This window comes from Collimonas arenae (genome assembly GCF_000786695.1).
Classification (GTDB): Bacteria; Pseudomonadota; Gammaproteobacteria; order Burkholderiales; family Burkholderiaceae_D; genus Collimonas; species Collimonas arenae_A.
Genome location: NZ_CP009962.1, coordinates 659,737 through 679,571 on the forward strand (window position 1 = coordinate 659,737; position 19,835 = coordinate 679,571).

Genomic DNA, 19,835 nt, shown 5'->3' on the forward strand with positions numbered 1-19,835 from the left:
GCAACATGAGCATAGCAATCAGAAAACTCGATGCGGCGCAGCCGGATTTCCAGGCGCAACTGACCGCCGTGCTGGCTTTTGAGGCTGGCGAAGACGCAGCGATCGACCAGGCTGCGGCGCAGATCCTGGCCGATGTCAAAGCGCGCGGCGATGCTGCCGTGCTGGACTACACCAACCGTTTCGACCGCCTCAGCGCCGCCAGCGTGACAGCGCTGGAAATCGGCCGGCAGGAATTACAGGATGCCTTGGCGCAGTTGTCGCCGGAGCGTCGCAATGCCTTGCAAACTGCAGCCGACCGTGTGCGCGCTTATCATGAGCGGCAAAAGAAGGAGTGCGGTTCGGATGGCTTCAGCTACACCGAAGCTGACGGCACCGTACTCGGGCAAAAAGTCACTCCGCTCGACCGCGTTGGCATCTACGTCCCCGGCGGCAAAGCCGCTTATCCGTCATCCGTGCTGATGAATGCTATCCCGGCCAAGGTCGCCGGCGTGCAGGAAATCATCATGGTGGTGCCGACCCCGGACGGCGTCAAGAATCCGCTGGTGCTGGCTGCCGCGGCTATCGCCGGCGTCGATCGCGTATTCACTGTCGGCGGCGCGCAAGCAGTGGCAGCGCTGGCCTACGGCACGACCACTATTCCGCAAGTCGACAAGATCGTCGGTCCCGGTAACGCATACGTAGCTGCCGCCAAGCGCCGAGTGTTCGGTACTGTCGGCATTGACATGATCGCCGGACCATCGGAAATTCTGGTGATCTGCGACGGCACAACGGATCCGGACTGGATTGCGATGGATCTGTTTTCGCAAGCAGAGCACGATGAGCTGGCGCAGTCGATCTTGCTGTGCCCGGACGCTGGCTATATCGCGGCAGTGGAAGCCAGCATCAACCGCCAGCTGGCGCAGATGCCGCGCCACGAAGTGATCCGTACCTCGCTCACCGACCGTGGCGCGCTGATCAAAGTACGCGACATGGAACAGGCCTGCGAGATCGCTAATCATATCGCAGCTGAGCACTTGGAAATTTCTGCCGAGAATCCGCAGCATTGGGCTGACCGGATCCGCCATGCAGGTGCCATGTTCCTTGGTCGTTATTCCTCGGAATCGCTGGGCGATTATTGTGCAGGACCGAATCACGTGTTGCCGACATCGCGCACCGCGCGTTTCTCGTCGCCGCTTGGCGTCTACGACTTCCAGAAGCGTTCCAGCATGATCAACATCAGCGAAGCCGGAGCCCAGACCTTGGGTAAGGTGGCTGCAGAGCTGGCTTACGGCGAGGGTCTGCAAGCGCATGCGCGTTCGGCGGAATATCGTCTGAAAGACAAGCCGTAATGGCAGCCGTGTGGCAGGTATGAGCGGCGACTGGATTAACCGCGTCTTCGGCGAGGATGCATTGCAAGGTTTGCAGCGCATCCCGGATGGCTCAGTCGATCTGTTGCTGGCCGATCCGCCGTACGGATTGGGCAAGGATTACGGCAACGATTCCGACAAACTCGATACCGCCGCCTACCTGCAATGGACCGAGGAATGGATCGACGCTGCATTGCCGAAGCTGAAGTCGAACGGCAGCCTGTATATTTTCCTGACCTGGCGCTTTTCGCCGGAAATCTTTGTCATGCTGAAGCAGCGCATGACCATGATCAATGAAATTATCTGGGACCGCCGGGTTCCGTCCATGGGTGGCGGCACGCGGCGGTTTTCATCGGTGCACGACACCATCGGCTTCTTTGCCCGCGCCAAGGATTATCACTTCGATCTTGACGCCATCCGCATTCCCTACGACGCTGAAACCAAGAAAGCGCGTTCGCGTTCGATCTTCGTTGGCGCCAAGTGGCTGGAGCTGGGTTACAACCCGAAGGATGTCTGGAGCGTGTCGCGCCTGCACCGCGAACATCGCGAGCGTGCCGATCATCCTACACAGAAGCCGCTGGAAATCGTCGAACGCATGATCAAGGCGTCCTGTCCGCCGGGCGGGGTGGTGCTGGATCCGTTCATGGGCAGCGGTACTACCGCGGTGGCGGCGCGCCGTTGCGGGCGTAACTTTGTCGGTTTTGAATTGAATCCTGAATACTGCGCTTTGATCGAACGGCGTCTTGCGCAACTTGACGCCAAGAAACCGGATGAACGGGTGCGCGCCTGAGATTCTGCGAAAAGCAACGCTGATAAGGATTATCAAAACGGGTCTTCGCTGGAAAGCCGGAAAAAGCCGGTAAAATGATGGGGCTGCTCAAAAGGCGCGCCTAGCAAGCTTCAATAACGGAGAAGCTGTAATATTTAGCAATTAGTACACTTACCTCCATGGCGCCGTGTGCGTCACCACATCGTAAATTGGTCTCAAGCTCAACATGTCTACGCCTCGTACTGCATCGATTACCCGCAACACCAATGAGACGCAAATTCGCGTTTCCATCAATATTGACGGCAGCGGCCAGCAAAAACTGAATACCGGCGTACCGTTCCTGGACCACATGCTGGACCAGATTGCGCGGCACGGGCTGATCGATCTGGATATCGAAGCCAACGGCGACTTGCATATCGATGCGCATCACACGGTGGAAGATGTTGGCATTACTTTGGGGCAAGCGTTTGCCAAGGCTATTGGCGACAAGAAAGGCATCCGCCGCTACGGCCATGCCTACGTGCCGCTGGATGAAGCGCTGTCGCGTGTCGTTATCGATTTTTCCGGGCGTCCCGGACTAGAATTCCACGTACCGTTCAAGCGCGCCATGATCGGCGGCTTCGACGTCGACCTCACCCACGAATTTTTCCAGGGCTTTGTGAATCACGCGCTGGTGTCTTTGCATATCGACAACCTGCGCGGCGAAAACGCCCACCATCAATGCGAAACCGTATTCAAGGCGTTCGGCCGCGCACTGCGCATGGCTGCAGAGCTGGATCCACGTTCCGCCGGGACCATTCCTTCGACCAAGGGTAGTCTCTAGACCAGTAGTTGTTTGACGACTAATGTAATCAATAAAGCGCCGCTTTAATCCTGTGCCGCAGTCCTTGCAATCCATTGCGCCGGTACTGTGCCTGCGGGTGCGCACGGGGTTTGTTTCTTCAGACTTGACTCTTTATCATGAACAAAATCGTTGTGGTTGACTATGGCATGGGTAACCTGCGCTCGGTGGCGCAGGCCCTGCGCCAGGTTGCGCCTGAAGCCGAAGTGCTTATTTCAGGCGCTATCGCCGATATCAAAGCGGCTGACCGGCTGGTGCTGCCGGGCCAGGGCGCGATGCCGGATTGTATGCGCTGCCTGCGCGAATCGGGCGTCCAGGAAGCATTGCTGGAGGCTTCGCGTAACAAGCCCTTGCTGGGCGTATGCGTAGGTGAGCAAATGCTGTTCGACAGCAGTGAAGAAGGCAACACTGCCGGTCTGGGATTATTGCCAGGTAAAGTGGTGCGCTTCCAGCTCGACGGCCAGGTGCAGCAGGATGGCTCGCGTTTCAAAGTACCGCAGATGGGCTGGAACCGGGTGCGCCAGGCACAGTCTCATCCGCTCTGGAATGGCATTGCCGACGACGATTATTTTTATTTCGTGCATAGTTACTACGCGGTACCGGCCGCCGCCGAGCATACCTTCGGCGAGACCATTTATGGCGCTGCGTTTAGCTGCGCCGTTGGCCGTGATAATATTTTCGCGACACAGTTCCATCCGGAGAAGAGCGCTTCCGCCGGTTTGCAGTTGTACAAGAATTTTGTGCAATGGCAGCCTTAAACCAAACATTGACCTTTAACTGAACCTGTAGCCATGCTGCTGATACCTGCCATCGACCTTAAAGACGGTCACTGCGTACGCCTGAAACAAGGCGATATGGACCAAGCCACTGTATTTTCCGACGATCCGGGCGAAATGGCCCGGCACTGGCTGATGCAAGGCGCGCGACGCCTGCATCTGGTCGACCTGAACGGCGCGTTTGCCGGCAAGCCGAAGAACGAACCGGCGGTCAAGGCCATCATCAAGGCCGTGCGTGAATTTGCCTTGCTCAACGGCGTCGAGGAAATCCCGGTGCAACTGGGTGGCGGCATCCGTGACCTCGACACCATCGAACGCTATCTGGACGACGGCCTGAGCTACATTATCATCGGCACTGCGGCTGTCAAGAATCCTGGCTTCCTGCATGATGCCTGTAGCGCGTTCCCGGGCCAGATCATCGTCGGCCTGGATGCCAAGGATGGCAAAGTCGCCACGGATGGCTGGAGCAAACTGTCCGGCCACGAAGTGATCGATCTCGCCAAGAAATTCGAAGACTACGGCTGCGCCTCGATCGTCTACACCGATATCGGCCGCGACGGCATGATGGGCGGCGTCAACATCGAAGCTACCGTCAAGCTGGCGCAAAGCATGACGATCCCGGTGATTGCCTCCGGCGGCGTGCATAACGTCCATGACGTGGAGGCACTGTGCGCGGTGCAGGATGAAGGCATTGAAGCAGTGATTTGCGGCCGTTCGATTTATGAAGGCACGCTCGATTTGCGTTCGGCGCAAGAGCGCGCCGATGAATTGAGCGACGAGTCTGACAATTTCGTGGGTGAATTTGCCGAGGACGAAGATTTATCGGAGCAGCCAGAAGCTGACAAGCCATGACTCTCGCCAAACGTATCATTCCTTGTCTCGACGTGACCAATGGCCGCGTTGTCAAGGGCGTCAATTTCCTGGAGCTGCGCGACGCCGGCGATCCGGTAGAAATCGCGCGCCGCTATGATGAGCAGGGTGCTGATGAAATTACTTTTCTCGACATCACAGCCTCGTCCGACAACCGTGACCTGATCTTGCCGATTATCGAAGCGGTGGCATCGCAAGTGTTTATTCCGCTGACGGTCGGCGGCGGTGTGCGCGTGGTGGAAGACGTGCGGCGTTTGCTGAATGCAGGCGCCGACAAGGTCGGCATCAACACCTCCGCAGTCACCAATCCGCAGCTGGTAGCCGATGCAGCTGCCAAGTATGGCTCGCAGTGTATCGTGGTCGCCATCGACGCCAAGCAGGTCGCACCCGGCAAGTGGGAAGTGTTTACCCATGGCGGCCGTAAGGCGACCGGCCTTGACGCCATCGAGTGGGCGCAAAAGATGGAACAGTTGGGTGCTGGTGAAATCCTGCTGACCAGCATGGACCGCGATGGCACCAAGGTTGGTTTCGACCTGGCCTTGACCAGCAGCGTATCCAATGCCGTGACGATTCCGGTGATTGCCTCCGGCGGCGTCGGCGGCTTGCAAGACCTGGCTGACGGCATCAAGATCGGCCGCGCCGACGCGGTGCTGGCAGCGAGCATTTTCCATTATGGTCAACACACTGTGCAAGAAGCCAAGCAGTTCATGGCTGCGCAACAGATTCCGATGAGGCTGGCATGAGTAGCGTAAGTTGGTTGAATAAGGTGAGATGGGACGAGCACGGTTTGGTGCCGGTGATTGCCCAGGAGCTGGGATCGAACGATGTGTTGATGTTCGCCTGGATGAACCGCGACGCTTTGGCGAAGACGGTGGCGTTGGGCGAAGCTGTCTACTGGAGCCGTTCGCGCAAGAAACTGTGGCACAAGGGTGAAGAATCCGGCCACGTGCAGAAAGTGCACGAAATCCGCCTCGATTGCGACGAAGACGTGGTGTTGCTGAAGGTGACCCAGGCTGGCGACATCGCTTGCCATACCGGCCGTCACTCCTGCTTCTTCCAGAAGTACGAAAGCGACAGCAAGAGCTGGGAAGCAGTCGAGCCGGTGTTGAAAGAGCCGGACGAGATCTACAAGTAACTGACTGACACATAACTACATCAGGACTTACGCAAAATTTCGTCAGCAAGGCTGCCGACGAAGATAGTACGAAGGTACGCCAGGAGGCATAACGCCGCTGGCGGAATTTTGCGTAAGTCCTATACATAACGGATTTGCAACAATCATGAGTGAAACCCTACAACGCCTGGCGGCGGTTATCGAATCGCGCAAACCGGCTAATGGCGGCGATCCGGCCACTTCATATGTGGCGCGCCTGTTCGCCAAGGGCGACGATGCGATTCTGAAAAAAATCGGCGAAGAAGCTACCGAAACCGTGATGGCCGCCAAGGATGCGCGGGTCGACGGCGATGTGTCGCATGTACTGTATGAGTGCGCTGATTTGTGGTTTCATTCGATGATCATGCTGGCGCAATTCAACCTGACGCCGCAAGATGTGCTGGGAGAACTGGCGCGGCGCGAAGGCTTGTCCGGAATCGAAGAGAAGGCCAGCCGCAAGCTGACTGAGCGCGAACAACAGGAAGCCGACCAGCACAAGAGTTGAGACCCACGCACTTATGGGTGCGTGATTTTATGATCATGACCGGCATCCCTACGGCTGTTTGATATCTGGAGATAATTTGGAAAATTGTATTTTTTGCAAAATTGCAACCAAGCAGATTCCGTCTAAGCTGATCTATGAAGATGATGACCTGATTGCCTTTCATGACATCAATCCAGCGGCGCCCATCCATTTTCTTATTGTACCGAAGCAACATATTGCAACTCTTGCCGATTGCGATGAGCACCACGTTGCTTTGCTAGGTAAAATGGCGCTCCTGGCGCCGCGTCTTGCAAAAGAGCAAGGTTGTGGTTACCAGGTCGATGGGCAGGGCCAGGCCAGCGGCGGTTTCAAGACCTTGTTCAACACCGGACCGGATGGTGGCCAAGAGGTGTACCATTTGCATATGCACGTCATCGGCGGACCTAAGCCGTGGCGCGGGCAGCGCTAAGCCTGGTTCGATCAGGCCGGCAGCTGCCGACGGGTTGTAAGGATTTAACGGTTAATCTGACTTAGTAGGCTTGGACACAGGGTGTCCGGCAAGGAGAAAAAAATGGGTTCGTTCAGTATTTGGCACTGGTTGATCGTGCTGGTTATCGTAATGTTGGTATTTGGCACCAAAAAAATCGGCAACATGGGCTCCGACCTGGGTAAAGCGGTCAAGGGCTTCAAGGATGGCGTCAAGGGCGAGGAAGAAAAAGCCGCTGCAGACAAGCCGACGATTGATGTGGCAGCCAAAGAAAAGGACAAGTCCGGCAACTGAGTTGCGGCAACCGGCGCTCGCAGGTTCGTGAGGCGCCGGTCCGGTTTGACGTTGACCGCTCCATCCCATGATCGATATTGGTCTTACTAAACTCGCTCTGATCGGCGTAGTTGCTCTGGTCGTAGTCGGCCCGGAAAAACTGCCGACTGTCGCGCGCATGGCAGGCTCCCTGTTCGGCCGTGCGCAGCGCTATATCAATGAAGTGAAATCGGAAGTCAGCCGCGAGATTGAGCTGGAAGAATTGCGCAAAATGCAGCAAGACGTGCAGGAAGCGGCCAGCGATATCGAGCAAAGCATCTCGCGCGGCATGTCCGACGCCAACAAATACGTTCATGCCGCCTGGGATGACGGCCTCAGCAGCACGCCTGAGACATATAAAGTTGAGCAGCTGGCGATCAAAGCCAAGAGTTTTCGCAGGAAGAAACTGGCGCGCAGCAGCGCTGTTCCCGCCTGGTACAAGCAGCAAAGCGGCCAGAAATCGCGAGTCCTGTCCGGCGCTGCGCGGGTTGCCAAATACCGTCCGTCTGGTCAGGGCAAGTCTTCCGGCTCGTTTTTTTCATGATTTCATGCGTCAACGCAATCCACGTCCGGTTGACGCCTGAAATCCGCACATGTTCGCAACTTAACCGCCCCCATGACTGAAGAACAGAAAACCAGCGGCGTCGAAGAGACGTTCATTTCGCACCTGGTGGAATTACGCAATCGCATCATGAAGGCATCGATCGCGATCATCGTGGTCTTCCTGTGCCTGATGCCGTGGTCTGCGAATATCTACGACTTCCTGGCCGCGCCAATGCTGGCCGCTTTGCCGCACGGTAGCAAGATGATCGCCACCGGCGTCATCACGCCATTCCTGATCCCGGTCAAAGTGACGCTGTTGGTGGCTTTCGTGATCGCCTTGCCGTGGGTGCTGTACCAGCTATGGGCATTTATCGCGCCGGGTTTGTATGCGCATGAAAAAAAACTGATTGCGCCGCTGGTGGTGTCGTCGTCCATCTTGTTCATCACCGGGGTCGCCTTTTGTTACTACCTGGTGTTTGGCGTGATCTTCCACTTCATCAACAAGGTGGCACCGGCCTCGATTTCGGTGACGCCGGATATCGATAATTATTTCGATTTTGTGATGACCATGTTCATCGCCTTCGGCATGACGTTTGAAGTGCCGATCGTGGTGATCGTGCTGGTGCGCATGGGTCTGGTATCGCTGGAAAAACTGAAATCGATCCGGCCTTATGTGATCGTCGGTGCTTTCGTGGTGGCTGCAGTGGTGACGCCGCCGGACATCATGAGCCAGATGTTGCTGGCCGTGCCGTTGTGCCTGCTGTATGAAATCGGCCTGCTGGTCGCGCCATTGTTCGTCAAGGCGACGCAGGCGCCGGTGGAGTCAGAAGAAACGGTTTAAGAATTTAACCGGAGCGGCTATGCGGCCGCTCCTTCGCACTACAAATCTCTACTCTGTCACCGGTGTCTTGATCTGCCGTAGCCAGCCCACCAGCGGATAGGCATCCTTGAAGCCGCTCACCAGTTCCTTCTCCAGCGCATCCGACAGCATCTTCTTCAACGGCTGTTCCTTCCAGACGATGAAATTCTTCAGTTTGATATATTCAATGTGCGGCGAATCGACATCGAAGCCTTTCGGCGGCCGCACCAGCTTGCCTTCGGTTTGCAGCGTACCGTAGGTTTCTTTGAACTTCTTGTTCTTCAGCAGCTTGCCAAAGCCGAGGGAATCAGCCACCACCTGGTTGCGAATCGCCCGCAAGCGGTCAGCTGGCGGCATGTATTCGCCACCGGCCACCAGCAGCGTACCATCGGCATCTATGTGAAAATAATAGGCGGGGCCGCCGCCCTGGCTTGGCTTTTTCAGGCCGCTGGCAGTGATCGACGCCGAAAAATACGTCTTGTATGGGCTCTTGTCATGCGAAAAACGCATGTCGCGGTTGATCCTGAACAGCGCCTTCTTGGGGTTGCAGCCCGCAATCGCCGGATCGAACTTGCTGATGTCGGCGATCAGGCGTACCACTAGCTCCAGGAATTCGGCGCGCAGGATGTCGTAGCGCGGCTTGTTCATGACGAACCAGGCCCGATTGTTATTTTCAGAGAGTTCTGCAAGGTATTGGGTCAAGTCACGGACATGCATTGCAATTTTCCTTTATGTGCATATTTTTATAGAAAGCTTGTTTGATGGCTTGAATGCGGCCTGGCGCCAATTATCGCACCAGATCCGATATTCGATTGCCATGCTAGTATTTTGAAATAAGGCCGCGCTGCAAGCTTGGCGGCGCCTCACCGGAGACTTTGTTATGACGCATGGTATCGATAGCCGCAAACGCTGGTCGGCCCTGATAGTGCTCTGCCTCGGAGTGCTCATGATCGTGCTTGACACCACGATCGTGAATGTCGCGCTACCCTCGATCGCCGCCGATCTCAGGTTTACCGAGACGTCGCTGGTGTGGGTGGTGAACGCCTACATGCTGACCTTTGGCGGCTTCCTGCTGCTGGGCGGCCGGCTGGGCGACCTGTTCGGCCACCGACGCATGTTCCTGCTCGGGATTACCCTGTTCACGCTGGCTTCGCTGGCGTGCGGCCTGGCCAATTCGCAAGTGCTGCTGGTCTGCGCAAGGGCGATACAGGGTTTGGGCGGTGCTGTGGTGTCGGCAGTTTCCCTGTCGCTCATCATGAACCTGTTCACCGAGCCGGCCGAGCGCGCCAAGGCGATGGGCGTGTATGGTTTTGTCTGTGCCGGCGGCGGTAGTATCGGTGTGCTTCTTGGCGGCTTGCTGACCAGCGCCTTAAGCTGGCATTGGATTTTCCTGGTCAACCTGCCGATAGGAATTGCTGTTTATGTGCTGTGCGCCAGGTTGCTGCCATCCGGCCGCGGTGCCGAGAGTCATCACAAACTGGACGTGGCAGGTGCGGCGAGCATCACTATCGCGCTGATGCTCGCCGTGTATGCGATCGTCAATGGCAACGAAGCCGGTTGGACTTCGACCCAGACCATCGTCATGCTGCTGGCAGCGGTTGCGCTGCTGATCCTGTTTCTCGGTATCGAAGCGCGGGTCAAGGCGCCGCTGGTGCCGCTGGCGTTGTTCCGCTTGCGCAGCGTGGTGGTCGCTAATGTGGTCGGGGTGCTGTGGGCGGCGGCGATGTTCGCCTGGTTCTTCATTTCCGCCCTGTATCTGCAGCGCGTGCTTGGTTACCGGCCGCTGCAGGTCGGCCTGGCTTTCTTGCCAGCCAATCTGATCATGGCGGTTTTTTCGCTCGGACTGTCCGCCAAGTTGGTCATGCATTTTGGCATCCGTTTGCCGCTGGCGACCGGCTTGCTCGTCGCAGCTGTCGGCCTGGCCTTGTTTGCGCGAGCGCCGGTGGACGGCAGCTTCGTGACCGATGTCCTGCCGGGCATGCTGCTGCTTGGTCTGGGCGCGGGGATTGCCTTCAATCCCATGCTGCTGGCGGCGATGAGTGAGGTGGCGCCTGGCGACTCCGGGCTGGCGTCCGGTGTCGTCAATACGTCGTTCATGATGGGGGGAGCACTGGGACTGGCGCTGCTGGCCAGTCTTGCTGATGCCCGTAGCGGCAGTTTGCAGGCGATCGGCTGGGGAGAGGCTGCCGCGCTCAACGGCGGCTATCAGGTAGCGTTCCTGGGTGGGGCTGTCTTCGCCACGCTGGCGGCGGTGCTGAGCGCTGTCTTGTTGCGTCCGGTGGCGAGTACCGTTGCTGAGGATGCGGCGGGGCAGGCTTAGGTCGGGCCAGGGTAGCGTAACCCGACCTGTGGGCAGTTATTCCGCTTCGCGTTTCATCGGAGGGCGTTTGCCGATGACGGCCTCAACGGTGGTTTCCTGCGTCTTGCGCAATATCGTCAGTTTGGCCTTGCTGCCGGGAGGCAGTTGGGCGATCAGGTTGGTCATGTCGGTGCTGTCGGCAATCGGCTTGCCTTCGATCGCCACCAGGATGTCGCCCGGCTTCAGGCCTGCCTTGTCGGCCGGGCCGCTTTTGATGACGCCGGCAATGATGGCGCCGGTCTTGCGCGTCAGGCCGAAGCTTTCGGCCAGCTCTGGCGTGATGTCCTGAGGTTCGACGCCGATATAGCCACGCACCATGTGGCCGGTGTTGATGATCGATTCCATCACGGTTTTTGCGGTTGTCATGGGCACTGCAAAGCCGATCCCGAGCGAGCCGCCGGTGCGTGAATAAATTGCCGTATTGATCCCCAGCAGGTTGCCGTTGGTATCGATCAGGGCGCCGCCGGAATTGCCCGGATTGATGGCGGCGTCGGTCTGGATGAAGTTTTCAAACTGGTTAATGCCGAGATGGCTGCGACCGAGGGCGGAAATAATCCCCATGGTGACGGTTTGGCCAACGCCGAACGGATTGCCGATCGCCAGCACCACGTCGCCAACGCTGGCTTCGTCCGCCCGACCGAGGGTGATTGCAGGCAGGTTAGGCAAGTCGATCTTGATCACGGCCAGGTCGGTTTCCGGATCGGTGCCGACTACTTTGGCAGTGGTGGTGCGGCCATCGGCCAGCGCTACCTCGATTTCATCGGCGGCTTCGACAACGTGGTTGTTTGTCAGGATATAGCCTTGCGAGCTGACGATGACGCCGGATCCCAGGCTTGATTGCCGGTCATCCGCATCATCGCCACGATCGCCGAAAAACTTGCGCAGCAACGGATCTTCCAGCACTTCCGGGCTAGGCGGTTTAGCGTCCTTGCTGGTGAAGACATTCACCACCGACGGCATTGCACGCTGCGAGGCCTGGCGATAAGAACTCGGCGCGATCGTGCCTGGCGCGGCTTCCTGCAACGGCACCTTGGAGGCTGCAATATGCAGGCGCGAGCTGGTCAGCGAACCGTTTAGCCAATCCGGCTTCAAGGTCGTTACAATGAACAGGATCGCTAAACCGATGGTTACGGTTTGTGCAAATAACAGCCAGAAACGTCGCATAGTGGAGTCTTAGAGTGAGATCAAAAATCGAGGAATCAAAGATCGTGGGTCAAAAGTCGGTAAGCCGCATTGAAATGGCGAAGTATCTTGCCGAAGCATTAAACATTATACAGTTCCGTGATTATTGTCCAAATGGCTTGCAGGTGGAAGGACGCGCAGAAATTAAGCGTCTGGTGACTGGCGTCACCGCCAGCCAGGCGTTGCTGGAAGCGGCTCTGGAGGCTGGCGCCGATGCGATCCTGGTGCATCACGGTTATTTCTGGCGCGGCGAAGATGCGCGCGTCGTCGGCATCAGGCATAAGCGGCTGAAATTGTTGTTAACACATGATATCAACCTGTTCGCCTACCATTTGCCGCTAGACGTCCATCCCGCGTTCGGCAACAACGTGCAACTGGCGCAGCAACTGGATCTCACCCCGAACGGCCGCTTTGGCGACGATCAACTGGGTTGGCTGGGTAGCGTCGCCGATCCACAGGTCAAGACCGTGGGCGAGCTTGCCGCCGTGATTGAACGCCGCTTGAACCGGGTTCCGGTGTTGATCGGCGATCCGGCCCAGCCATTGGCAAGAGTCGCCTGGTGCACCGGCGCTGCGCAAAACATGCTGGGCGACGCGATTGCCGCTGGAGCCAGCGTCTACATCAGCGGTGAAATTTCAGAACCGACCGTGCATCTTGCGCGGGAAAGCGGCGTGGCATATCTCGCGGCCGGGCATCACGCTACAGAACGTTACGGCGTGCAGGCGCTGGGACGTCATCTGGCGGAGCGTTTCGGGTTGGAACATCAGTTTATCGATATCGACAACCCGGTTTGATTGGCAAGCCAGAGTTCAAACATGAGTAAAACAGTTGAAGCGGTAAGAGTCGACAAATGGCTGTGGGCGGCGCGGTTTTTCAAGACACGTACCCTGGCCAGCGACGCGGTTGATAACGGCAAAGTGAAGCTGAACGATGAGCGCATCAAGCCGGCGCGCAACCTCAAGGCCGGCGAAATTCTGACGATCGATAATGGCGCCAATGTCTGGGAAGTTGAGGTGTTGCTGCTGGCGGATACGCGAGGTTCCGCCGCAATAGCCCAAACGCTGTACCGGGAAACCGAGCAAAGCATGGCCAAGCGCAGCGTCATCGCTGAGGACCGGAAGTTTTTCAAAGAGCCGACCATGGCAATCAAGGGCCGGCCAACCAAACGCGACCGTCGTTTGTTGGATAAAGCACAATCCTAGGTCTGAATTTTCAATAACGGTCTGACATCGCTTTCACGCTGTTTTACCGGTAGCGTGGAGCAGCCCAGAGCGTTTTTCCGCAGCGGCAGCCTTCGTCAAGGATGAGGCGCTACGTTCGCCATCGGACCCAAACCGCGCAAATAAACTCCCGGCTAAATTCGAGGTGGCTCTCGGTAGAACCGCCCCTCTAAGTCGCTGTTTGACATTTCGATTCTGGTGCATAATAGTACGAGCGTTCGCATTCTTGCCGGCATGAGTAAAACCATCATGCCAAAGCGGGCAGGCGCCGCTCGTAACCAAAGCTAACTAAAGCCAACCAGGCAGAGACAGGATTATCGTGGCACACACTGACACGCCGCCAAAATTTATGCGTAAAGGCGAAATGACGCGCGCAGCGATCCTGGATGTCGCCATCACGCTGGCGAGCCGCGATGGTCTGGAAGGCTTGACCATCGGTTTGCTGGCCGAAAAGATGAACATGAGCAAGTCCGGCGTGTTCGCCCATTTCGGTTCGCGTGAAGACTTGCAGATTGAAGTGGTCAAGTTGTATCACCGCCAGTTTGAGCAGGAAGTGTTTTATCCGAGTATCAAGGAAACACGTGGCTTGCCGCGTCTGGAGTGCATGTTTGCACGCTGGATCAGGCAGGTGACGATTGAAATCGCCTCTGGTTGCATCTATATCAGCGGTGCAGTCGAATACGATGACCGTCCGGGCGAAATCCGCGATCAGCTGGTGACCATGGTGCGCACCTGGCAACTGGCCCTGCACCGTTGCACATTGCAAGCGGTCGAGGCTGGCCATCTGCGTGCCGATACCGATGCCGACCAGCTGGTCTATGAAATGTACGGCCTGATCCTGGGTTTGCATCATGACGCGCGTTTTCTCAAGAAAGCCGGCAGTGTCGAGCGCGCGCAAAAGGGTTTTGACCGTCTGATCGACAGTTACCGCAATGCCCAGCCGCTGGCGGCCGTCAGCAAGCCAGCGTCGCAGAATCAGAAAACGAACCAAAAAATCGCTGCCAAAACGGTAGCCAGACCAATCCAGTAAAGTTAATCATCAGGAGAGCACCATGGGTCAATACGTCGCGCCACTGCGGGATATGCAATTCGTCATGCACGAGTTGCTGCATGTAGAAGATGAACTGAAGCAGTTGCCGAAGCACGCTGAAATCGATGCGGACATCATCAATCAAGTGCTGGAAGAGGGTGGCAAGTTCACCTCCCAGGTGCTGTTCCCGTTGAACCATTCCGGCGACCGCGAAGGCTGCCATCACGACAAGGCCACGCACACCGTGACCGCGCCCAAGGGTTTCAAGGAAGCCTACAAGCAATATGTTGAAGCAGGCTGGCCTTCGCTGTCTTGCGATCCGGATTTCGGCGGCCAGGGCTTGCCATTGGTGATCAACAATTCGTTTTACGAAATGATGAATTCGGCCAACCAGGCCTGGACCATGTACCCTGGTTTGTCGCACGGCGCCTATGAGTGCCTGCACGCACACGGCACGCCTGAGCAGCAAGCGCTGTATTTGCCTAAGCTGGTATCCGGCGAGTGGACCGGCACCATGTGCCTGACCGAAGCGCATTGCGGCACCGATCTGGGCATGCTGCGCTCCAAGGCTGAGCCGCAAGCCGATGGCTCCTACAAAATCACCGGCAGCAAGATTTTCATTTCGGCCGGCGAACACGACATGTCGGCCAACATCCTGCATCTGGTGCTGGCACGCTTGCCGGGCGCACCGGAAGGTTCGAAGGGTATCTCGCTGTTCCTGGTGCCGAAGTTCCTGCCGAATGCAGACGGTTCGCTGGGTGAGCGCAATCCGATCACCTGCGGCGCAATCGAAGAAAAAATGGGCATCCACGGTAACTCGACTTGCCAGATGAACCTGGACGGCGCGACCGGCTGGATCATCGGCGGCCCGCACAAAGGCTTGAACGCGATGTTCGTGTTCATGAATGCCGCCCGTCTCGGCGTCGGCATGCAAGGCCTGGGCTTGACGGAAGTGGCTTACCAAAATGCGCTGGTATATGCAAAAGACCGCATCCAGATGCGCAGCCTGTCCGGCATCAAGGCGCCGGACAAGCCAGCTGACCCGATCATCGTTCATCCTGATGTCCGTCGTATGCTGTTGACGGCAAAAGCATATGCAGAAGGCGCACGCGCATTCTGCTCTTACGTTGCCCTGCAACTGGACAAGGAACTGAACCATCCAGATGAAGAAGTGCGCAAGAATGCGGCTGATGAAGTCGCCCTGTTGACGCCGGTGATCAAGGCATTCATCACTGACAACGCCTGGGTGGCGACTTCGGAGTGCATGCAAGTGTACGGCGGCCACGGTTTCATCGCCGAGTGGGGCATGGAACAGTATGTTCGCGATGCCCGCATCAACATGATCTATGAAGGCACCAACACCATCCAGTCGCTGGATCTGCTGGGCCGCAAGGTATTGATGGACAACGGCGCCAAGCTGAAGAAATTCGGCGCCAAGGTACAAGCGTTCATTGAAGAGAACGGCGCTGACGAATCGCTGTCGGAATTCATCACGCCGTTGGCGGATCTGGGCGACAAGGTCAGCAAGCTGACCATGGAAATCGGCATGAAGGCTTTCCAGAACCCTGACGAAGCTGGTGCGGCAGCTGTGCCTTACCTGCGCGTAGTCGGCCATCTGGTGTATGCCTACTTCTTTGCGCAAATGGCGAAGATTGCACTGGCCAAGCAAGATTCAGGCGACAAGTTCTATGTTTCCAAGCTGGCGACAGCACGTTTCTATTTCGCCCGCCTGCTGCCGGAAACAGCAATGCTGATCCGTCAGGCGCGCTCCGGTTCGGGCAGCCTGATGGCGCTGGACGCGGATTTGTTCTAATTTAGCCGTAGGATGGGCCGGGCTCGGACATGCCGGCTTCACACTCCCAACAGACTGACCAAGGAGATACAAGTGTCGAATTTCATCGTTAAAAAAGTCGCCGTTCTCGGCGCCGGCGTGATGGGTGCGCAAATTGCGGCCCACTGCCTGAACGCCAAGGTGCCTGTCGTATTGTTCGATCTGCCGGCCAAGGAAGGCCCGAAAAACGGCATCGTCCTGCGCGCCATCGAAAACCTGAAGAAACTGAGTCCTGCGCCGCTGGGTAACAAGGATGACGCTTCACTGATCGAAGTCGCCAACTATGAAGACAACCTGGACGTGCTGGCAGGCTGCGACCTGATCATCGAAGCCATTGCTGAACGTATGGACTGGAAGCATGACCTGTACAAGAAGGTTGCGCCGCACATTGCACCGAACGCGATTTTCGCTTCCAATACTTCCGGCTTGTCGATCACCGCTTTGTCGGAAGGTTTCGATGCTGAACTGAAAGCGCGTTTCTGCGGCGTTCACTTCTTCAACCCACCGCGCTACATGCACCTGGTGGAACTGATCCCGACCGCAACCACCAAGCCAGAGATTCTCGACCAGCTGGAAGGCTTCCTGGCGACGACGCTGGGCAAGGGCGTGGTCCGCGCTAAAGATACGCCTAACTTCATCGCTAACCGTGTTGGCGTGTTCGGCATTCTGTCGACCGTGCATCAGGCTGAAAAATTCGGTTTGTCGGTTGACGTTGTCGACGACCTGACCGGCGCCAAGCTGGGCCGCGCCAAATCGGGTACTTTCCGTACCGCCGACGTGGTTGGCCTGGACACCATGGGCCATGTAATCAAGACCATGCAGGACACACTGAAGGACGATCCGTTCTACGGTGTGTATGCAACGCCGCCGCTGCTGGCCAAGCTGGTCGAGCAAGGTGCGCTGGGTCAAAAATCGGGTGCCGGTTTCTATAAGAAAGTTGGCAAGGACATTCTGCGTATCGACGCCGCCAAGGGCGACTACGTTACCGGCGGCGGCAAGGCCGACGAACTGGTGGCGCGCATCCTGAAAGACAAGGATCCGGTCAAGCGCATGAAGACCTTGCGCGAATCGACCAATCCACAAGCGCAGTTCCTGTGGTCTATCTTCCGCGACGGTTTCCATTACATCGCAGTGCACATGGAGTCGATCGCCGACAATGCGCGCGATATCGATTTCGCCATGCGTTGGGGCTTCGGCTGGAGCGTAGGCCCGTTCGAAATCTGGCAAGCCGCCGACTGGAAACAGATCGCAGGTTGGGTCAAGGAAGATATCGATGCCGGCAAGGCGCTGTGCAACGCACCGCTGCCAGCCTGGGTATTCGACGGCCGCACTGGCGTGCACGCCGCCGACGGTTCCTACTCGCCGGCCAAGAAAGCCAATGTTGCCCGTTCCACTCTGCCAGTCTACGAGCGCCAGGTGTTCCGTGCACCGTTGCTGGGTGAAGGCGTGGCCGACGGCAAGACTGCCGGCACCACCGTATTCGAGGATGACTCGGTACGCGCATGGCATCAAAACGACGACGTCCTGATCCTGTCCTTCAAGACAAAAATGCACGTGATCGGACCGGGAGTCATTGCCGGTTTGAACAAGGCGGTTGCCGAAGCAGAAAAGAATTTCAAGGGCCTGGTTCTGTGGCACGCGGATGCTGCTGAAGGCGGTGCGTTCTCGGCTGGCGCGGACCTGCAATCGATGCTGCCGTTGTTCATGTCGGGTGGCGCCAAGGCGATCGAACCGATGGTCGCCGAATTGCAACAAGCATTCATGGGTCTCAAGTACGCGAACGTCCCGGTAGTTGCTGCCGTGGCCGGTCTGGCGCTGGGCGGCGGCTGCGAACTGGCATTGCATACTGCCAAGCGCGTTGCTTCCATCGAGTCGTATATCGGTCTGGTGGAAGTCGGCGTTGGCTTGATTCCAGCCGGCGGCGGCTTGAAGGAAGCGGCAGTACGTGCGGCCAACGACGCCAAGGGCAACGACATCCTGCAATTCTTGAAGATTTCCTTCATGAATGCAGCGACTGCCAATGTCTCGAAATCGGCCTTGCAAGCGAAGAGCATGGGTTACCTGAAGGCCGACGACGTGATCGTCTTCAATGCCTACGAGCTGTTGCACGTGGCAAAGGTTGAAGCGCGGGCCATGTTTGACGCTGGCTATCGCCCACCGCTGAAGGCGCAGATCCCGGTCATCGGCCGCAACGGCATCGCCACCATCCTGGCACAGCTGGTCAACATGCGTGACGGTGGCTTCATCTCCGCGCACGACTACAAACTGGGCCACATGATTGCCAACATCGTTTGCGGCGGCGAAGTGAACGACAACAGCGTGGTGAATGAACAATGGCTGTTGGACCTGGAGCGTAAAGCGTTCATCGAACTGCTGAACAACCCTAAGACGCAAGAGCGGATCATGGGCATGATGCAAACCGGCAAACCAGTGCGCAACTAAGCTGAATATTTGTGGGAAAGAGTTTGGGAGCCACCGTAGCGTGGCGAATTACTCTGTCCCCAACTGACTATATCAGGAGCAGGAAATGACCAAACAACTTCAAGAAGCGTATATCGTCTCCGCAACACGTACGCCAATCGGCAAGGCGCCGCGCGGCATGTTCAAGAACACCCGTCCGGACGACCTGCTGGTGCGCGCAATCCAGTCCGCCGTGGCGCAAGTGCCAGGCCTGGATCCTAAACTGATCGAAGACGCCATCATCGGCTGTTCTTTCCCTGAAGGTGCGCAAGGCTTGAACATGGCGCGTAACGCCGTGTTGCTGGCCGGTCTGCCGAACACTATCGGCGGCGTTACCGTCAATCGCTATTGCGCATCCGGCATCACTGCAATCGCCATGGCTGCCGACCGTATCCGCGTCGGCCAGGCTGATGTGATGATCGCCGGCGGCGCTGAATCGATGTCGATGGTGCCGATGATGGGTTTCCACCCATCGGTCAACATGGACGTGTTCAAGGACGAAAACGTCGGCATGGCCTACGGCATGGGTCTGACGGCTGAAAAAGTCGCTCAACAATGGAAAGTGTCGCGTGAAGCGCAAGATGCGTTTTCGGTGGAATCCCACCGTCGTGCCGTCGCAGGCCAACTGGCGGGTGAATTCAAGGACGAAACCACCTCCGTCGAAATCATCGAACGCTTCCCGAACCTTGCGACCGGCCAGATTGATCTGAAAACCCGCAGCGTTGACCGTGACGAAGGCGCACGCGCCGATTCTTCCATGGAAACCCTGGGCAAGCTCAAGGCAGTGTTCGCCGCCAAAGGCAGCGTCACGGCCGGTAACAGCTCGCAGATGTCGGACGGCGCAGGTGCGCTGATTCTGGTCAGCGAGAAGATCTTGAAGGAATTCAATTTGACGCCGCTGGCGCGTTTTGCGTCGTTCGCAGTACGCGGCGTACCGCCGGAAATCATGGGTATCGGTCCTAAGGAAGCGATTCCAGCAGCGCTGCGCGCCGCCGGCATCACCCAGGACCAGCTGGACTGGATCGAATTGAATGAAGCATTCGCAGCGCAAGCGCTGGCGGTGATTCAGGATCTCGGCCTGGATCCGTCCAAGGTCAACCCGCTGGGCGGCGCGATCGCCCTCGGCCATCCGCTGGGCGCTACCGGCGCGATCCGTGCCGCTACGGCGATCCACGGCATCCGTCGTCGCAATCAGAAATACGGCATGGTTACCATGTGCGTTGGTACTGGCATGGGCGCCGCAGGTATTTTCGAACGCATGTAATTGTTTGAATTAGCAGATTGTCATAAGCAATCGTAAAAAACAAAAAAGC

Annotated in this window: 21 protein-coding genes; 19 read left to right on the top strand and 2 right to left on the bottom strand. The window is 57.5% G+C overall.

Translation table 11 applies throughout. From position 1 onward, the window contains the following. Positions 1-5: 5 nt before the first annotated feature. From hisD to tatC, 12 genes are all read left to right on the top strand, one after another. Positions 6-1,328 (top strand): histidinol dehydrogenase, encoded by a 1,323-nt coding sequence (gene hisD / locus LT85_RS02860; protein ID WP_038485006.1) that lies wholly within the window; start codon positions 6-8, stop codon positions 1,326-1,328. A 19-nt stretch (positions 1,329-1,347) separates the two neighbouring features. Next, complete coding sequence (locus LT85_RS02865; protein ID WP_052134599.1) at positions 1,348-2,136, top strand: DNA-methyltransferase; 789 nt, start codon at positions 1,348-1,350, stop codon at positions 2,134-2,136. Positions 2,137-2,341: 205 nt separating this feature from the next. Further along, positions 2,342-2,938: an imidazoleglycerol-phosphate dehydratase HisB gene (gene hisB, locus LT85_RS02870; protein ID WP_038485012.1), complete on the top strand. Its 597-nt coding sequence runs from the start codon at positions 2,342-2,344 to the stop codon at positions 2,936-2,938. Positions 2,939-3,075: 137 nt separating this feature from the next. Continuing rightward, positions 3,076-3,714, top strand: coding sequence for an imidazole glycerol phosphate synthase subunit HisH (gene hisH, locus LT85_RS02875; RefSeq protein WP_081991972.1), 639 nt, complete (start codon positions 3,076-3,078; stop codon positions 3,712-3,714). Between the two features lie 33 nt (positions 3,715-3,747). After that, positions 3,748-4,584: a 1-(5-phosphoribosyl)-5-[(5-phosphoribosylamino)methylideneamino]imidazole-4-carboxamide isomerase gene (hisA, locus tag LT85_RS02880; RefSeq protein WP_038485015.1), complete on the top strand. Its 837-nt coding sequence runs from the start codon at positions 3,748-3,750 to the stop codon at positions 4,582-4,584. Beyond that, positions 4,581-5,345 (top strand): imidazole glycerol phosphate synthase subunit HisF, encoded by a 765-nt coding sequence (hisF, locus tag LT85_RS02885; protein ID WP_038485018.1) that lies wholly within the window; start codon positions 4,581-4,583, stop codon positions 5,343-5,345. Before hisA ends, hisF begins: the two co-directional genes overlap by 4 nt. Next, positions 5,342-5,737 carry a phosphoribosyl-AMP cyclohydrolase gene (gene hisI / locus LT85_RS02890; RefSeq protein ID WP_038485021.1) on the top strand — a complete coding sequence of 132 codons (396 nt, stop codon included), beginning with the start codon at positions 5,342-5,344 and terminating at the stop codon, positions 5,735-5,737. Before hisF ends, hisI begins: the two co-directional genes overlap by 4 nt. A gap of 145 nt (positions 5,738-5,882) precedes the next feature. Next, positions 5,883-6,260: a phosphoribosyl-ATP diphosphatase gene (locus LT85_RS02895; RefSeq protein ID WP_038485024.1), complete on the top strand. Its 378-nt coding sequence runs from the start codon at positions 5,883-5,885 to the stop codon at positions 6,258-6,260. A gap of 76 nt (positions 6,261-6,336) precedes the next feature. Further along, complete coding sequence (locus LT85_RS02900; protein ID WP_038485027.1) at positions 6,337-6,708, top strand: histidine triad nucleotide-binding protein; 372 nt, start codon at positions 6,337-6,339, stop codon at positions 6,706-6,708. A gap of 102 nt (positions 6,709-6,810) precedes the next feature. Next, a complete protein-coding gene (tatA, locus tag LT85_RS02905; RefSeq protein WP_038485030.1) occupies positions 6,811-7,020 on the top strand; it encodes a Sec-independent protein translocase subunit TatA in 210 nt (69 codons plus the stop codon). 67 nt (positions 7,021-7,087) lie between these two features. Continuing rightward, entirely contained in the window at positions 7,088-7,582 is a 495-nt protein-coding gene (tatB, locus tag LT85_RS02910) for a Sec-independent protein translocase protein TatB (protein ID WP_038485033.1), read from the top strand. A gap of 72 nt (positions 7,583-7,654) precedes the next feature. Further along, a complete protein-coding gene (gene tatC, locus LT85_RS02915; protein ID WP_038485035.1) occupies positions 7,655-8,422 on the top strand; it encodes a twin-arginine translocase subunit TatC in 768 nt (255 codons plus the stop codon). Between the two features lie 48 nt (positions 8,423-8,470). Here tatC and LT85_RS02920 read toward each other — a convergent pair whose 3' ends face one another. After that, on the bottom strand, positions 8,471-9,157 hold the full coding sequence (locus LT85_RS02920; RefSeq protein WP_038485038.1) for a DUF2461 domain-containing protein: 687 nt from the start codon (positions 9,155-9,157) through the stop codon (positions 8,471-8,473). 163 nt (positions 9,158-9,320) lie between these two features. Between LT85_RS02920 and LT85_RS02925 the strand changes: the two genes are divergently transcribed. Next, entirely contained in the window at positions 9,321-10,760 is a 1,440-nt protein-coding gene (locus tag LT85_RS02925; RefSeq protein WP_052134600.1) for a DHA2 family efflux MFS transporter permease subunit, read from the top strand. A 36-nt stretch (positions 10,761-10,796) separates the two neighbouring features. Here the strand turns inward: LT85_RS02925 and LT85_RS02930 are convergent, their stop codons facing one another. Next, complete coding sequence (locus LT85_RS02930; RefSeq protein WP_038485041.1) at positions 10,797-11,963, bottom strand: S1C family serine protease; 1,167 nt, start codon at positions 11,961-11,963, stop codon at positions 10,797-10,799. Positions 11,964-12,037: 74 nt separating this feature from the next. Between LT85_RS02930 and LT85_RS02935 the strand changes: the two genes are divergently transcribed. The 6 genes from LT85_RS02935 to LT85_RS02960 all read left to right on the top strand — a co-directional run bounded on the left by LT85_RS02935 (position 12,038) and on the right by LT85_RS02960 (position 19,786). Then, entirely contained in the window at positions 12,038-12,775 is a 738-nt protein-coding gene (locus LT85_RS02935; protein ID WP_038494894.1) for a Nif3-like dinuclear metal center hexameric protein, read from the top strand. 21 nt (positions 12,776-12,796) lie between these two features. Then, the gene (locus LT85_RS02940; RefSeq protein ID WP_038485044.1) at positions 12,797-13,183 is read left to right on the top strand and encodes an RNA-binding S4 domain-containing protein; all 387 of its coding nucleotides are present in this window, start codon (positions 12,797-12,799) and stop codon (positions 13,181-13,183) included. A 367-nt stretch (positions 13,184-13,550) separates the two neighbouring features. Next, positions 13,551-14,231, top strand: coding sequence for a TetR/AcrR family transcriptional regulator (locus LT85_RS02945; RefSeq protein WP_052134602.1), 681 nt, complete (start codon positions 13,551-13,553; stop codon positions 14,229-14,231). A gap of 22 nt (positions 14,232-14,253) precedes the next feature. Further along, on the top strand, positions 14,254-16,044 hold the full coding sequence (locus tag LT85_RS02950; protein WP_038485049.1) for an acyl-CoA dehydrogenase C-terminal domain-containing protein: 1,791 nt from the start codon (positions 14,254-14,256) through the stop codon (positions 16,042-16,044). Between the two features lie 72 nt (positions 16,045-16,116). Then, complete coding sequence (locus LT85_RS02955; protein ID WP_038485052.1) at positions 16,117-18,504, top strand: 3-hydroxyacyl-CoA dehydrogenase/enoyl-CoA hydratase family protein; 2,388 nt, start codon at positions 16,117-16,119, stop codon at positions 18,502-18,504. 85 nt (positions 18,505-18,589) lie between these two features. Continuing rightward, a complete protein-coding gene (locus tag LT85_RS02960; protein ID WP_038485055.1) occupies positions 18,590-19,786 on the top strand; it encodes an acetyl-CoA C-acyltransferase in 1,197 nt (398 codons plus the stop codon). Positions 19,787-19,835 lie beyond the last annotated feature (49 nt).

Coding starts and splice junctions, on each gene's coding strand:
- hisA (WP_038485015.1), top strand. CDS start 3,748: ATGCTGCTGATACCTGCCATCGACCTTAAAGACGGTCACTGCGTACGC.
- LT85_RS02930 (WP_038485041.1), bottom strand. CDS start 11,963: ATGCGACGTTTCTGGCTGTTATTTGCACAAACCGTAACCATCGGTTTA.
- LT85_RS02945 (WP_052134602.1), top strand. CDS start 13,551: ATGCGTAAAGGCGAAATGACGCGCGCAGCGATCCTGGATGTCGCCATC.
- tatB (WP_038485033.1), top strand. CDS start 7,088: ATGATCGATATTGGTCTTACTAAACTCGCTCTGATCGGCGTAGTTGCT.
- hisF (WP_038485018.1), top strand. CDS start 4,581: ATGACTCTCGCCAAACGTATCATTCCTTGTCTCGACGTGACCAATGGC.
- LT85_RS02925 (WP_052134600.1), top strand. CDS start 9,321: ATGACGCATGGTATCGATAGCCGCAAACGCTGGTCGGCCCTGATAGTG.
- hisD (WP_038485006.1), top strand. CDS start 6: ATGAGCATAGCAATCAGAAAACTCGATGCGGCGCAGCCGGATTTCCAG.
- LT85_RS02935 (WP_038494894.1), top strand. CDS start 12,038: ATGGCGAAGTATCTTGCCGAAGCATTAAACATTATACAGTTCCGTGAT.
- hisB (WP_038485012.1), top strand. CDS start 2,342: ATGTCTACGCCTCGTACTGCATCGATTACCCGCAACACCAATGAGACG.
- LT85_RS02940 (WP_038485044.1), top strand. CDS start 12,797: ATGAGTAAAACAGTTGAAGCGGTAAGAGTCGACAAATGGCTGTGGGCG.
- hisI (WP_038485021.1), top strand. CDS start 5,342: ATGAGTAGCGTAAGTTGGTTGAATAAGGTGAGATGGGACGAGCACGGT.
- hisH (WP_081991972.1), top strand. CDS start 3,076: ATGAACAAAATCGTTGTGGTTGACTATGGCATGGGTAACCTGCGCTCG.
- LT85_RS02865 (WP_052134599.1), top strand. CDS start 1,348: ATGAGCGGCGACTGGATTAACCGCGTCTTCGGCGAGGATGCATTGCAA.
- tatC (WP_038485035.1), top strand. CDS start 7,655: ATGACTGAAGAACAGAAAACCAGCGGCGTCGAAGAGACGTTCATTTCG.
- LT85_RS02950 (WP_038485049.1), top strand. CDS start 14,254: ATGGGTCAATACGTCGCGCCACTGCGGGATATGCAATTCGTCATGCAC.
- LT85_RS02895 (WP_038485024.1), top strand. CDS start 5,883: ATGAGTGAAACCCTACAACGCCTGGCGGCGGTTATCGAATCGCGCAAA.
- tatA (WP_038485030.1), top strand. CDS start 6,811: ATGGGTTCGTTCAGTATTTGGCACTGGTTGATCGTGCTGGTTATCGTA.
- LT85_RS02960 (WP_038485055.1), top strand. CDS start 18,590: ATGACCAAACAACTTCAAGAAGCGTATATCGTCTCCGCAACACGTACG.
- LT85_RS02920 (WP_038485038.1), bottom strand. CDS start 9,157: ATGCATGTCCGTGACTTGACCCAATACCTTGCAGAACTCTCTGAAAAT.